The sequence below is a fragment of the Salmonella sp. JXY0409-18 genome (assembly GCF_020268625.1).
Lineage (GTDB): Bacteria > Pseudomonadota > Gammaproteobacteria > Enterobacterales > Enterobacteriaceae > Salmonella > Salmonella enterica.
Genome location: NZ_CP084216.1, coordinates 2548253 through 2561869, shown reverse-complemented (window position 1 = coordinate 2561869; position 13617 = coordinate 2548253). Strand labels below are relative to the sequence as shown.

12 protein-coding genes are annotated in these 13617 nt (G+C 53.4%); 7 read left to right on the top strand and 5 right to left on the bottom strand.

Annotated features, from left to right (window positions below):
• Positions 1–234: 234 nt before the first annotated feature.
• Both LDB27_RS12375 and LDB27_RS12370 read left to right on the top strand, forming a co-directional pair.
• Positions 235–1431, top strand: coding sequence for an anaerobic sulfatase maturase (locus LDB27_RS12375; protein ID WP_000029250.1), 1197 nt, complete (start codon positions 235–237; stop codon positions 1429–1431).
• A gap of 96 nt (positions 1432–1527) precedes the next feature.
• Entirely contained in the window at positions 1528–2385 is an 858-nt protein-coding gene (locus LDB27_RS12370; protein WP_000843754.1) for an aldo/keto reductase, read from the top strand.
• A gap of 98 nt (positions 2386–2483) precedes the next feature.
• Here the strand turns inward: LDB27_RS12370 and LDB27_RS12365 are convergent, their stop codons facing one another.
• Together LDB27_RS12365 and gapA are read right to left on the bottom strand one after the other, a co-directional pair.
• The gene (locus LDB27_RS12365; protein ID WP_000608663.1) at positions 2484–3368 is read right to left on the bottom strand and encodes a D-hexose-6-phosphate mutarotase; all 885 of its coding nucleotides are present in this window, start codon (positions 3366–3368) and stop codon (positions 2484–2486) included.
• A 328-nt stretch (positions 3369–3696) separates the two neighbouring features.
• Positions 3697–4692: a glyceraldehyde-3-phosphate dehydrogenase gene (gene gapA / locus LDB27_RS12360; protein WP_000153505.1), complete on the bottom strand. Its 996-nt coding sequence runs from the start codon at positions 4690–4692 to the stop codon at positions 3697–3699.
• A 341-nt stretch (positions 4693–5033) separates the two neighbouring features.
• Between gapA and msrB the strand changes: the two genes are divergently transcribed.
• Both msrB and LDB27_RS12350 read left to right on the top strand, forming a co-directional pair.
• On the top strand, positions 5034–5447 hold the full coding sequence (gene msrB, locus LDB27_RS12355; RefSeq protein ID WP_001519539.1) for a peptide-methionine (R)-S-oxide reductase MsrB: 414 nt from the start codon (positions 5034–5036) through the stop codon (positions 5445–5447).
• Between the two features lie 41 nt (positions 5448–5488).
• Positions 5489–5767, top strand: coding sequence for a YeaC family protein (locus LDB27_RS12350; RefSeq protein WP_001046864.1), 279 nt, complete (start codon positions 5489–5491; stop codon positions 5765–5767).
• Positions 5768–6117: 350 nt separating this feature from the next.
• On the opposite strand, the gene pncA is transcribed toward LDB27_RS12350, so the two are convergent.
• The 3 genes from pncA to sppA all read right to left on the bottom strand — a co-directional run bounded on the left by pncA (position 6118) and on the right by sppA (position 9769).
• Positions 6118–6774 (bottom strand): bifunctional nicotinamidase/pyrazinamidase, encoded by a 657-nt coding sequence (gene pncA / locus LDB27_RS12345; protein ID WP_000184705.1) that lies wholly within the window; start codon positions 6772–6774, stop codon positions 6118–6120.
• 26 nt (positions 6775–6800) lie between these two features.
• Positions 6801–7817 carry an asparaginase gene (ansA, locus tag LDB27_RS12340; RefSeq protein ID WP_001170134.1) on the bottom strand — a complete coding sequence of 339 codons (1017 nt, stop codon included), beginning with the start codon at positions 7815–7817 and terminating at the stop codon, positions 6801–6803.
• A 95-nt stretch (positions 7818–7912) separates the two neighbouring features.
• Positions 7913–9769, bottom strand: coding sequence for a signal peptide peptidase SppA (gene sppA, locus LDB27_RS12335; protein ID WP_046380617.1), 1857 nt, complete (start codon positions 9767–9769; stop codon positions 7913–7915).
• A 173-nt stretch (positions 9770–9942) separates the two neighbouring features.
• Here sppA and LDB27_RS12330 point away from each other — a divergent pair, with 173 nt between their 5' ends.
• From LDB27_RS12330 to topB, 3 genes are all read left to right on the top strand, one after another.
• Complete coding sequence (locus tag LDB27_RS12330) at positions 9943–10494, top strand: NAD(P)H nitroreductase (protein ID WP_000339316.1); 552 nt, start codon at positions 9943–9945, stop codon at positions 10492–10494.
• Between the two features lie 117 nt (positions 10495–10611).
• Positions 10612–11655: a selenide, water dikinase SelD gene (selD, locus tag LDB27_RS12325; protein ID WP_001294900.1), complete on the top strand. Its 1044-nt coding sequence runs from the start codon at positions 10612–10614 to the stop codon at positions 11653–11655.
• 4 nt (positions 11656–11659) lie between these two features.
• Positions 11660–13609, top strand: a complete 1950-nt coding sequence (topB, locus tag LDB27_RS12320; protein ID WP_001235862.1) for a DNA topoisomerase III — start codon at positions 11660–11662, stop codon at positions 13607–13609.
• Positions 13610–13617: the final 8 nt, after the last annotated feature.

Genomic DNA, 13617 nt, shown 5'->3' with positions numbered 1-13617 from the left:
CTGTCTGAAACGCGAACATGGCGGCTTGCATAAATGCGCTGTTGACCGGGTATGGCGCAGCCTTATGTGATTTATACTTTGTTACATCAATTTAAAAAACTAGCCTTTTATATGAAAAATCCAGGTGATTACAACTGCGCTAACAATTAGCGTAATAATTGTTGCAATGCTGGCTGATATCGCCCTGTCACGTCCCGCTTATGCTATACCCATTCTTCACAGCGAGTAAGACGAATGAGCATAGTATTCAATACCGTAGCCAAGCCCAGCGGCAGTCTGTGTAACTTATCCTGCAAGTACTGTTTCTATCTTGATAAACCCCGGGGCCAGCGCGTCATGTCTGACGATGTGCTGGAGACGTATATCCGCCGGGTAATTGATGATACGCCATCCTCAGAGGTCTCGTTTTGTTGGCAGGGGGGAGAGCCGACGCTATGCGGTCTTTCTTTTTACCAAAAAGTGGTGCGCTTGCAGCAACGCTATGCCAACGGCAAAACTATTTACAACAGTCTGCAAACCAATGGCGTATTAATCAATGAAGAATGGGCGGCTTTCTTTGCGCAGCACCAGTTCCTGATTGGTATATCGATTGATGGGCCGCAAGTCGTTCATGATAATTACCGGAAAACGCCGTCAGGGCGGGCGTCTTTTTCCCGTGTCGTTAATGCTATCCGCCTTCTGCAGGCAAATGATGTCGAGTTCAACACGCTCACTGTCGTGAATGATGTGTCATGCCGTCATGGCAACGCTATTTATCATTTTTTGACGCAGGAATTGGAAAGTAAACACCTGCAATTTATTCCCATTGTTGAGCCGCTCGCGCAAAAAACGCAGCGTTCTTTGACGTTATCTGACAATGAGGATTCGCCTTCGCTGATGCCCTTTTCCGTCACGCCTGAAGGGTGGGGCGCCTTTATGTGCGATGTTTTTGATCAATGGATACGTCACGATGTCGGACGCATATTCGTACAGCTTTTTGACAACTTACTTGGCGTCTGGATGGGGGAGCCCGCCACGCTTTGTACGATGCAGTCGACCTGCGGGCAAAGTTTGCTGGTGGAGCAGAATGGCGACGTGTTTAGCTGTGACCATTTTGTTTTTCCCGCCTATAAACTGGGCAATCTGCAGCAACACTCTTTAGAAGAAATGGCGGCTTCTTCTTTTCAGCAGCAGTTTGGCGCGGCTAAAGCAAACCTTTCCTCACGCTGCCAGAACTGTACGTGGCGCTTTGCCTGTCACGGCGGTTGTCCGAAACATCGAATTTGCATGGACGGCGGCGAACGGCAAAATTATCTCTGTAAAGGATATCTGGAGTTCTTTCAACATGTGACGCCCTATATGAATGTGATGCGTCAATTATTACTGAATCAGCGACCCGCCGCGCATATTACCCGCATCGTCGACATGATTGCGGATGACGTTCGTCAGTGACAAGAAAATCGCCCCCTTGCGCGGTATGATGCCGGACATTACCGTAGGGTCTAAGAGTCCTGTATTGTTTTACCGTCGAGTGACATTGAAAAGGAAATGAAATCAGTGAAAAACGTAACGTTTTGCGGGCAGGTGACGCTTCCTGCCATCGGACAGGGAACATGGTATATGGGCGAGCGCGCGGATCAACGTCAGCGCGAGGTTTCGGCGCTGCGCGTGGGGCTGGATTTGGGGTTACGCCTTATTGATACGGCGGAAATGTATGCCGACGGCGGGGCGGAAAAGGTCGTGGGCGAGGCGCTGGCAGGGCGACGCGATGAGGCATTTCTGGTGTCAAAAGTGTACCCGTGGAACGCTGGCGGCCAGAAGATAGTTGCCGCCTGTGAGGAAAGCCTGCGTCGTCTGAAAACAGATTATCTCGATCTCTATCTATTGCACTGGGCCGGAAACTTTTCATTCGAAGAGACCGTTGAAGGTATGGAGCGGCTAATCGCGCAGGGAAAAATTCGCCGTTGGGGAGTCTCTAATCTTGCTTATGACGATATGCAGGCGCTGTGGCGCATCCCTGGGGGACAGCAATGCGCGACAAATCAGGTGCTCTATCATCTGGCGTCACGCGGTATTGAGTATGATTTATTGCCGTGGTGTCAACAACAGCGAATGCCAGTGATGGCCTATAGCCCGCTGGCGCAGGCTGGCCGATTACGTAGCGGTTTACTGAATCATCCGGTGGTGAATGAAATTGCGCAAGCGCATAACGCTACGGCGGCGCAAATCTTACTGACGTGGGTGATTGCGCATCCGAGCGTGATGGCGATCCCGAAAGCCGGAAGTACAGAACACGTGAAGCAAAATGCGGCGGCGCTTGAGATCGCCTTGTCAGCAAACGAACTTGCCTTACTGGACAACGCCTGGCCTGCGCCAAAAGGGAAAACCGCGTTGGATATGGTGTGACGCCGGATAAAATGCGTAAGCGCCGCCATCCGGCAGGTCATGCCTGATGGCGGCTGACGCCTTCCAGAGCCTATAGCAACGCCGTTATCCATTCACTTTTAGCGTTTTGCGACGCAGATAGTCTGCGCCAGACGAGAGGGTTTTTCTTCTGTGGCTTGTTGCGGCGCAGTAGCATAAGCCGTTTCAACGCAGACAAACGTTTTATAGCCGTCATCCGGCATGTCGCCCATGCTGACGGACAACGCCGGGCCAGGGTTCCAGCCTACGACGTTAAGATGATGGTGGTGGACCACATCAATCGTGCGGTTTAATGTCGCATCGTGGATCACGCTACATGCTTCAGGATTGAGGTAAACGCGATCGGTACGGTCCGGAAAGGTTTGCATACCGTCGGTCAGGACACCTTCTTTAGCGTCGTTAACTTTATCAATAAACCGATCGCCGAGTCCGCTGACCTTAACGTTGGCGATGTCGCCAACGTTAAAATAGCTGTGGAGCGCGGATGTGGTTGCAAACTCGCCATGCGCTTCCAGTTCAATTTCACAGGTTTTGCCCACTTTAAAACGTGCCAGCAGCGTGAAATCGTGCGGCCAGTATTTCCGGGTGGCCTCACTGCTTTGCAGCTCAAATGTCAGCATTACGCCATTATCATCTTCATTATGCGCTTTTAGCGCCCACGGTAGATTACGCGCAAAGCCGTGTGACGGCAGACCCTGTTGAGCCGCAGGTCCAAACCAGGGCCAGCAGATCGGTACGCCGCCGCGTAGCGCCACGCCGGTTTTGAAAGGCGTATTATTACTGAGCCACAATACCTCTTCCTCGCCAACGGGTTTCCAGGAGAGAAGGTGCGCGCCCTGTAATGCAAAAGAGGCTTTAACCTGCGGATGGTCAACGACGATCAGATCCAGGTCATCAAGCTGACGACGGGAAAGGACAGGGGTAAGCTGTTCGATAACCGGGAGGGCAAAAATTTTATTAATCATTACGCAATCCTCTTAACCCTAAATAATTCGAGTTGCATGACAAGGCGCTTGTGCCTTGACCAGTGCTTGCGCTGGCCCGTAGAGGCGGGGCCGCAGGCCGAGTAACGCGGCAAGTGAACGACAAATTCATCGGGAACGAATTTGAACAACCGTAGGTAACCTCCGGCCAGGGACATCCCTGATTCATCCCGATAAGTTCGACTTCCGTCAGTGATTCGGGTGAGAAAGCATAGCCAACACACCTGCAACTTGAAGTATGACGGGTATATCTTTAAGCAAAAAAAAGAGCGACCTGAGTCGCTCTTACCAATGACTGTGTCATCTCAACTTATTTGGAGATGTGAGCAATCAGGTCCAGTACTTTGTTGGAGTAACCGGTTTCGTTATCGTACCAGGAGACCAGTTTCACGAAGTTGTCGTTCAGCGCGATGCCTGCTTTAGCATCGAACACGGAAGTGCATACTTCGCCGTTGAAATCGGTAGATACAACGTCGTCTTCGGTGTAACCCAGAACGCCTTTCATTTCGCCTTCGGCAGCAGCTTTAACAGCAGCTTTGATCTGCTCGTAGGTAGCCGCTTTTTCCAGACGAACGGTCAGGTCAACAACGGATACGTTCGGAGTCGGAACGCGGAACGCCATACCAGTCAGTTTGCCATTCAGTTCAGGCAGTACCTTACCTACCGCTTTAGCAGCGCCAGTAGAGGACGGGATGATGTTCTGAGATGCGCCGCGGCCGCCGCGCCAGTCTTTGTGAGACGGGCCGTCAACGGTTTTCTGGGTTGCGGTAGTCGCGTGAACAGTGGTCATCAGACCTTCGATGATGCCGAAGTTGTCGTTGATAACTTTAGCCAGCGGTGCCAGGCAGTTGGTGGTGCAGGAAGCGTTGGAAACGATGTCCTGGCCTTCGTATTTGTCAAAGTTAGCGCCTTTAACAAACATTGGGGTGTTGTCTTTAGACGGACCCGTCAGAACCACTTTTTTCGCGCCGGCGGTGATGTGTTTACGCGCGGTTTCGTCAGTCAGGAAGATACCGGTAGCTTCAGCCACTACGTCAACACCAACTTCGTCCCATTTCAGGTTAGCCGGATCGCGTTCAGCGGTAACACGGATTTTTTTACCGTTAACGATCAGATGACCGTCTTTCACTTCAACAGTACCGTCGAAACGGCCGTGAGTGGAGTCATATTTCAGCATGTATGCCATGTACTCTGCGTCTAACAGGTCGTTGATTGCAACGATCTCGATGTCAGAACGTTTCTGAGCAGCACGGAAAACAATGCGACCGATACGGCCAAAACCGTTGATACCTACTTTGATAGTCATATATTCCACCAGCTATTTGTTAGTGAATAAAAGGTTGCCTGTAAAATTACAAAAACCTTACGCAGCGTCAAGCGGAATCGTGTCAATCATTGCGACAAATCAATCCTCTGCACAACCTTTGCGCGGCTGATTCGCCTCACTCTTCCTTTCGGCTTGAAACCACATGGGGGCGCCGCCCCGAATTTTAAAGGGCAACCGAGATAATAATGTGACATCAGTCACGATTCGTGAGCCGCCATTTCGCAATGATCAAGTTTAGAACAAAAGTTGGTACTGAGGTGTTAATGTTTTGTTAGAATCGGTCAGGCAATGTGAGCACGTTTAAAGTGAGATGTGAGCAAATGGCTAACCAACCTTCAGCAGAAGAACTCAAGAAAAAATTGTCCGAAATGCAATTCTACGTGACGCAGGATCGTGGCACAGAACCGCCATTTACCGGACGCCTGCTACATAATAAACGCGATGGGGTTTATCACTGCCTGGTCTGTGATACGCCGCTTTTTCACTCCCACACCAAATACGATTCAGGCTGCGGCTGGCCTAGCTTTTACCAGCCTGTCAGCGAAGAGGCGATTCGTTACATAGACGATTTTTCTCATGGAATGCAGCGTGTCGAAATTCGTTGCGGTAACTGCGATGCGCATCTCGGACACGTTTTCCCGGATGGTCCGCAGCCAACCGGTGAGCGCTATTGCGTTAACTCGGCCTCGCTGGCCTTTTCTGACGAGAAAAACGGCGATCAACTGAAAGGCTGAAAAAACGATTCAGCAAATTATTCCACAGGAGCGGACACATCATGAATCTTGATGAGATCATTAACAGCATGACGCCGGAAGTGTATCAACGTTTATCCACCGCCGTTGAGCTGGGTAAATGGCCGGATGGCGTGGCGTTGACGCCGGAACAGAAAGAAAACAGCCTACAGCTGGTGATGCTATGGCAGGCGCGGCACAATACCGAAGCGCAACATATGACGATCGATACTCACGGTCAGATGGTGATGAAAAGCAAGCAGCAGCTCAAAGCGGATTTCGGTATTACGTCAAAGCCGATTGCGACATTGAAAATGCAGTAACGGCAGCCGGATAAGAGGTAGTCGCCATCCGGTGGTTTAATTGCCAATGCGTTGTGCTTACCGGGCCTGCTCATTGCTGCCAGATACAGGCCCGCCATATTTTTACGAATAACGCTTAATGTCCAGCGAGTCCGCCAACTGTGTTGCTAACTGGTTATTGTCATCGGTGCCTTATTCCCAGAACATTGCGCCGGCCAGCCCGCGCTTTGTAATCTGTTTCGTTAGAAGCGCTCTCCAGCCTGCGTTGAGCTTTGCCTGGTAGCGACGCTGACGTGACGTATCCGGCCCAAAGATCTATGCAATGGTCTCACCGCTGCGTGATGTATTGACCGGATACGATACCTGCTCCGCTACCTGGCGACAGCCTGGCCCTGCGTCTCTTCCCAGTCTGCCAGCGTATACAGCGTCGCGCCTGCCGCCGCCATCTCCATAAACGCGTGTGCGCTATCCTGCGGGTGAATATTCACGCCGCGACAGCCATCGGTGATAACGTTAACGGCATAGCCCAACTCTAGCGCATCCAGCACCGTAAATTTTACGCAGTAATCGGTCGCCAACCCCATCACGATAAGCTCGGTAACGTCATGCTCGCGAAGCCAGGTATCAAGGGTAGTTTTCTGCCGATGTTCGTTGTCAAAAAACGCGCTGTAGCTATCAATCAGCGGGTTTTCACCCTTAAAGATGCAGGCGTCAATCGCATGTTGGTTAAGCAGGGGATGTAACGCCGCGCCGTCGGTATGTTGAACGCAGTGATCCGGCCAGAGCGTTTGCGGCAGCCCGTCCAGCTTTCCCTGACTATAGGGTTCCGCCTGATGCTGGCTGGCGAAGCTGCCATGCTGCGCGGGATGCCAGTCCTGGCTGGCCAGCACCGGAATCTGCCGGGGCTGGCACCAGTCAATAAGAGCGTTGGCGATGTCGATGGTGCTGTCGCCTTCCGCTACAGCCAGCGCGCCGCCGGCGCAAAAGTCATTTTGCAAGTCGACCAGTAATAAGGCCCGGTTTGTCATTATCTTCTCCTTGTCGTCGGGATTTTTTAATCATCCGGCGTCAATTCACCACGCAAGTTTTGCGCCATCGCGCTACGAATCGCCTGAGTGTCCAGACCCTGGCTTAACAAATAATGCAGTTTGGTTAAGGTAGCTTCGACAGTCATATCGGCACCGCCAATCACGCCAGCGTGCGCCAGCGCATTACCGGTAGCGTACCCGCCCATATTGACTCGCCCTGACATGCATTGCGTCAGGTTAACCACCACGATGCCGCGCGAACTGGCCTCTTTCAGCTCCTGTAAAAACGCTTTATTTTGCGGCGCGTTGCCTACGCCATAAGAGCGCAGAATCAGCGCTTTTACCGGCTGACGCAGAAAGTTACGTACTACCTCGGCGGAAATCCCCGGATAAATCGTCACTACGCCTATCGGCTGCGGCGTAATAGGGTGAACGATTAATTCACCAGAACCGTAGGGCGCGGGAGGCGTATTTAAACGGCGAATGTGAATTCCTGCTTCCAGCAAGGGCGGCAGATTAGGAGAGGCAAAAGCGTCAAAACCATCCGCATGGGCTTTGGTCGTGCGATTGCCGCGGAACAGACGATTATTAAAAAACAGCGTTACTTCATTAATAGGGTAGTTGGCGGCGACATAAAGCGCATTCAGCAAATTAATTTGCCCGTCGGAGCGCAGCTCAGCCAGCGGAATTTGTGACCCTGTCACAATAACCGGTTTACCCAGATTTTCCAGCATGAAAGAGAGCGCCGATGCGGTAAACGCCATCGTGTCGGTGCCGTGCAGAATAACAAAACCGTCATACTCATCGTAGTGCGCTTTGATATCTGCAGCGATATGCTGCCAGTCTTCCGGCGTCATATCTGATGAATCCATCAGCGGGGCATATTCATGGATGGTAAAATCCGGCATCTCCGGGCGGTGGAATTCCGGCATCAGCGCCAGCTGGCGCTGAAGGTGCCCGGACACCGGGATATACCCTTTATCTGAGCGCTGCATACCGATAGTACCGCCGGTATAGGCAACGTAAATTGATTTCTTTTGCATGATAATGTTCAGTCGTGTCGCGAAGGACGTATTAATGATTATCGGATGGCGGCTATGAGCAGACGCCGCCATCCGGTATGGCTATTGATGAAGCATTAGCGAACGTTCGCGCAAGTCAAACAGAACGCATAACGGTTTTGCGGATCGTTAAATGCCGCCAGTTTATCCCCCTCGGCCTTCACCGTGTTGGCGGCGGAAACGAGCGGCGCCGGGAGCATCGCCTGAATGGCCTCCGGCAGCATGGCGCGTACTGATCCGGTCATACTGTCCATGACCATATCAAGGACCGTCGGTTCGTCCTGATAGTAATCAAGATGCCACTGTTTCAGTTTCGCCAGCTCCGCCGCTTTGGCGACGGCGTCGTCAAAGTCGCCGAGACTGTCCACCAGACCATTGGCTTTCGCGTCTTCTCCGGTCCAGACATGGCCTTGTGCGATTTTATCAATCTGCTCCGGCGTACGCTTACGCGCGTCTGCCACCAGCGTGATAAAGCGTTTGTAGCCGTACTCAATACTGAGTTGCATCATCTGCTGCACTTCCGGTGACAGCGCTTTGGTCATCGAAATATCCGCCAGCGGCGAGGTGGAAACGCCGTCGCTGTGTACGCCAATCGACGACAGGCTGTTTTCTACCGTATTGATGACGCCGAAGATGCCAATTGAACCCGTCAGCGTGCTGGGGCTGGCCACGATATAGTTTGCCGGCGTAGAGATCCAGTAACCGCCGGAGGCCGCCATGCCGCCCATTGAGACCACCACCGGTTTGCCGGCCGCTTTTGCCGCCGCCAGTTCGGCGCGGATAACTTCGGAGGCGTTGACGCTCCCGCCTGGGCTATTGACGCGCAGCACAATCGCTTTCACTTTAGGATCAAGGCGTGCGTCGCGGATCTGCGATGCCGTAGTGTCGCCGCCGACATTCCCTGGCGTTTCTTCGCCATCCATAATCGCGCCATTGGCGAAAATAACCGCAATAGTACCGCCGGTATCCGCAGGCGTTTTCAGCGAATAATCGTAATAGCTGATCGCGCGATAGTTATTTTCAGTTTTGCTCCAGCCAAACTGCTTCGTCAGCGCTTTTTCAACATCTGCGCTGGAGGCGAGGGCGTCCACCAGTTTATGGTCGAGCGCATATTTGGCGGTGTCGCCGCCCACGCTGGTTAACCCGTCGATAATAGCCTGCGCGCCGGGGAAGAGTTGTTGCGGCGAAATCTGGCGATTGGCGGAAACGGTATGCAGGTAGTTCTGCCACAGTTCGCCTATCCAGTGGCTGTCGGCCTCGCGGGCGGCGGGCGACATATCGTCGCGGATAAACGGCTCGACGGCGGATTTATAGGTGCCGACCCGGAAAACGTGGGTAGAGACTTTCAGCTTATCCAGCAGCGTTTTGTAGTACAGGCCATTCGTAGCGAAGCCGTGAAGATCTACCTGACCCTGTGGGGAAAGCCAAATTTTATTGGCGAAACTGGCGAGGTAATACTGACCCTGGCTGTAGTTTTCACCCACGGCAAAAATCGGTTTGCCGCTGTCGCGGAATTCGCGCAGCGCTTTACCGATATAGCGCATTGACGGCTGATCGGCGCCGGTGAAGTTTTTCAGATCCAGAACGATACCAGTGATGTTACGGTCATCTTTCGCCTGACGAATAGCGTTGACGATGTCAAACAGGGAGTTTTCCTGCAGACGGTCGGAGCTGGCGCCAAATAACTGGCGACCCAGCGCGCCCAGACGGTGATTGGTGGACGGTTTATCCACAATGACGCCGGAAATATCCAGCAGCAGAGCGCCGCGCGCGGTTTGCTCACTGTTGCTGCCGTTACCGATCTGCATCCAGATCCCAACGCCCACCAGGACCAGAAAAATAAAGAACAGGTTGAGTACCATTTCACGGACGAAGTTCAACACTCGCCACGTCCATTTAAAAAATCCGGCAATAAATCGCCACAGGGTTCGCATGTATTCTCCCTATCTGAGTAACAACGCTTATACCTTGGTGAGGATAAAGCATTAAGATGTGGCTATCGTAATGACCCATCAGGCAGTTGTCAGCAGGAATCACTGCCTGCGCTGTAACAAAATCCGCTCTCGTGTTAATTTTGTGAATAAATATCATTGCTGGAGTTAATCAAATGGATGCACTAGAACTGCTGGTCAACCGTCGTAGCGCCTCTCGTCTCGCAGAACCGGCGCCTGTCGGAGAGCAATTACAGAACATTCTGCGGGCGGGAATGCGTGTTCCCGATCATAAATCTCTACAGCCGTGGCGTTTTTTTGTGATTGAAGGAGAGGGGCGCGACCGCTTCAGCGCCGTGCTTGAACAAGGCGCTGTCGCTGCCGGGGGCGATGAGAACGCGATCGAAAAAGCGCGTAATGCGCCGTTTCGCGCGCCGCTGATCATTACCGTGGTGGCAAAATGCGAAGAAAACCATAAGGTTCCGGTGTGGGAACAGGAGATGTCTGCCGGATGTGCGGTAATGGCGATGCAAATGGCGGCGATTGCGCAAGGGTTTAATGGTATCTGGCGTAGCGGTGCATTAACGGAGAGCGCTATCGTGCGGGAAGCCTTTGAGTGCCGCCCTCAGGATAAAATTGTTGGTTTTCTCTATCTCGGCACGCCGCAGCTCAAAGCGTCAACGACGATCAGTACCCCCGACCCCACGCCGTTTGTGCGTTATTTCTGACGCTGAGGGATAAAACTGTCTGGATTCTGAGCAAAGGCGCGGTAATTCAGACAGTGATACTTACCACATCAGGGAATGAGCGCTACCATAGCGCGAATGCAATGACAGGAGATGTCCATGAGCGAGCAAGCCATTCGTTTAACGCAATACAGCCACGGCGCTGGTTGCGGTTGTAAAATTTCCCCTAAAGTGCTGGAGACTATCCTGCATAGCGAGCAGGCGAAGTTCGTCGACCCGAATCTGCTGGTGGGTAATGAAACCCGCGATGATGCGGCGGTTTACGATCTGGGTAATGGCACCAGTATTATCAGCACCACCGACTTCTTTATGCCGATAGTCGACAACCCGTTCGATTTTGGCCGCATTGCGGCAACAAACGCCATCAGCGATATTTTTGCGATGGGCGGCAAACCGATTATGGCGATCGCGATCCTTGGCTGGCCGATTAATACCCTGTCGCCCGATATTGCGCGTGAAGTGACCGAGGGGGGGCGCTTTGCCTGCCGTCAGGCCGGTATCGCGCTGGCGGGCGGACACTCTATTGACGCCCCGGAGCCGATCTTTGGTCTCGCGGTCACAGGCGTAGTGCCGACCGAACGGGTGAAGAAAAACAGTACCGCGCAGGCGGGATGCAAACTCTTTCTGACCAAACCGTTGGGGATTGGCGTGTTGACCACCGCCGAGAAAAAATCGCTGCTTAAACCTGAACATCAGGGGCTGGCGACGGAAGTCATGTGTCGGATGAACGTTGCTGGCGCGGCGTTTGCCAATATCGATGGCGTAAAAGCCATGACTGACGTTACCGGTTTTGGCCTGCTGGGGCACCTGAGCGAGATGTGCCAGGGCGCAGGCGTGCAGGCGCTGCTTTGCTATCAGGACATCCCTAAACTGCCGGGTGTGGAAGAGTATATTGCCCTGGGCGCCGTACCGGGCGGCACAGAGCGCAACTTCGCCAGCTATGGTCATCTGATGGGCGACATGTCGCGTGAAGTTCGTAGCCTGCTGTGCGATCCGCAAACGTCAGGCGGTCTGTTGTTGGCGGTAACGCCGGACGCCGAAGACGATGTTAAAGCCACCGCGGCGGAATTTGGTATCGATCTGACCGCGATTGGCGAACTGGTCGAGGCCCGCGGCGGTCGCGCTATGGTTGAGATTCGTTAACCTGATGCGGTTGTTTATTGCCGAAAAACCGAGTCTGGGGCGCGCCATTGCGGATGTGCTGCCAAAACCGCACCGTAAAGGCGATGGTTTTATTGAGTGCGGAAACGGGCAGGTCGTCACCTGGTGTATTGGTCATTTGCTGGAACAGGCGCAGCCGGATGCGTATGACAGCCGTTATGCGCGCTGGAATCTGGCTGACCTGCCTATCGTGCCGGAAAAATGGCAGCTTCAGCCTCGTCCTTCCGTCACCAAACAGCTCAATGTGATTAAGCGCTTTTTGCATCAAGCCGGTGAAATTATTCACGCCGGCGACCCGGATCGCGAAGGGCAGCTTCTGGTTGATGAAGTGCTGGATTATCTCCAGCTTCCTGCCGAAAAGCGCCAACAGGTGCGGCGTTGTCTGATAAACGACCTTAACCCGCAGGCGGTCGAGCGTGCTATCGACAGGCTGCGGGCGAACAGCGACTTCGTGCCGCTGTGCGTCTCCGCGCTGGCGCGAGCGCGAGCGGACTGGCTGTATGGCATTAATATGACCCGCGCTTACACGATCCTGGGCCGTAATGCCGGCTATCAGGGCGTGTTATCCGTGGGACGCGTACAGACGCCGGTACTGGGGCTGGTGGTGCGGCGAGACGAAGAGATTGAGAACTTCGTCGCCAAAGACTTCTTTGAAGTGAAGGCGCACATCGTTACGCCTGCCGACGAGCGTTTTACCGCTATCTGGCAGCCGAGCGAGGCGTGCGAACCTTATCAGGATGAAGAGGGGCGCTTGCTTCATCGTCCGCTGGCGGAGCATGTAGTGAACCGAATCAACGGTCAGCCCGCGCTGGTAACCAGTTATAATGATAAACGGGAATCAGAATCCGCGCCGCTGCCGTTTTCGCTCTCGACGCTACAGATTGAAGCCGCTAAACGCTTTGGCCTGAGCGCGCAAAACGTGCTTGATATTTGTCAGAAGCTATATGAAACCCACAAACTGATTACCTATCCGCGTTCCGACTGCCGTTATCTGCCGGAAGAACACTTTGCCGGACGGCAGGCGGTCATGAACGCGATTAGCGTCCACGCCCCGGATTTACTGCCGCAGCCTGTGGTTAATCCTGATACGCGCAATCGCTGCTGGGATGACAAAAAAGTGGATGCGCACCACGCGATTATCCCGACGGCGCGCAGTTCTTCTGTCCATCTGACGGAAAACGAAGCGAAAGTGTACACCCTGATTGCGCGTCAGTATCTGATGCAGTTCTGCCCGGACGCGGTGTTTCGTAAATGCGTTATTGAACTGGAAATCGCCAAAGGAAAATTTGTCGCCAAAGCGCGTTTTCTGGCGGAGGCCGGTTGGCGGACGTTACTGGGCAGTAAAGAGCGCGACGAGGAAAACGACGGTACGCCGCTGCCGGTTGTCGCCAAAGGTGATGAGTTGCTGTGTGAAAAGGGGGAAGTGGTCGAGCGCCAAACCCAGCCGCCGCGTCATTTCACCGATGCGACATTGCTTTCCGCGATGACCGGAATTGCCCGCTTCGTGCAGGATAAAGATCTGAAAAAGATCCTGCGCGCGACCGATGGGCTGGGGACGGAAGCCACGCGCGCCGGGATTATCGAGCTGCTGTTCAAACGTAGCTTTCTGACCAAAAAAGGGCGCTACATTCATTCTACCGATGCTGGCAAAGCGTTAATACATTCGCTGCCGGAAATGGCGGCCCGTCCAGATATGACCGCGCACTGGGAATCTGTTTTGACGCAAATCAGCGAAAAGCAGTGCCGTTACCAGGATTTTATGCAACCGCTGGTCGGCACGTTATATCAGCTGATCGATCAGGCTAAGCGCACGCCGGTGAAGCGCTTCAGAGGGATAGTCGCGCCAGGCGGTGGAGACAAGAAAAAGAGCGCGCCGCGTAAGCGAGCGGGCAAAAAAAGCCCGCCTGCTGAGGAGACAGGCCGTCAGACCGAATAAGCGTAAAG

Bases quoted from the DNA above. Each gene is read 5' to 3' on its own strand.
- LDB27_RS12370 (WP_000843754.1), top strand. From the start codon at position 1,528: ATGAAATCAGTGAAAAACGTAACGTTTTGCGGGCAGGTGACGCTTCCT.
- gapA (WP_000153505.1), bottom strand. From the start codon at position 4,692: ATGACTATCAAAGTAGGTATCAACGGTTTTGGCCGTATCGGTCGCATT.
- sppA (WP_046380617.1), bottom strand. From the start codon at position 9,769: ATGCGAACCCTGTGGCGATTTATTGCCGGATTTTTTAAATGGACGTGG.
- LDB27_RS12375 (WP_000029250.1), top strand. From the start codon at position 235: ATGAGCATAGTATTCAATACCGTAGCCAAGCCCAGCGGCAGTCTGTGT.
- LDB27_RS12350 (WP_001046864.1), top strand. From the start codon at position 5,489: ATGAATCTTGATGAGATCATTAACAGCATGACGCCGGAAGTGTATCAA.
- LDB27_RS12330 (WP_000339316.1), top strand. From the start codon at position 9,943: ATGGATGCACTAGAACTGCTGGTCAACCGTCGTAGCGCCTCTCGTCTC.
- msrB (WP_001519539.1), top strand. From the start codon at position 5,034: ATGGCTAACCAACCTTCAGCAGAAGAACTCAAGAAAAAATTGTCCGAA.
- ansA (WP_001170134.1), bottom strand. From the start codon at position 7,817: ATGCAAAAGAAATCAATTTACGTTGCCTATACCGGCGGTACTATCGGT.
- topB (WP_001235862.1), top strand. From the start codon at position 11,660: ATGCGGTTGTTTATTGCCGAAAAACCGAGTCTGGGGCGCGCCATTGCG.
- pncA (WP_000184705.1), bottom strand. From the start codon at position 6,774: ATGACAAACCGGGCCTTATTACTGGTCGACTTGCAAAATGACTTTTGC.
- LDB27_RS12365 (WP_000608663.1), bottom strand. From the start codon at position 3,368: ATGATTAATAAAATTTTTGCCCTCCCGGTTATCGAACAGCTTACCCCT.
- selD (WP_001294900.1), top strand. From the start codon at position 10,612: ATGAGCGAGCAAGCCATTCGTTTAACGCAATACAGCCACGGCGCTGGT.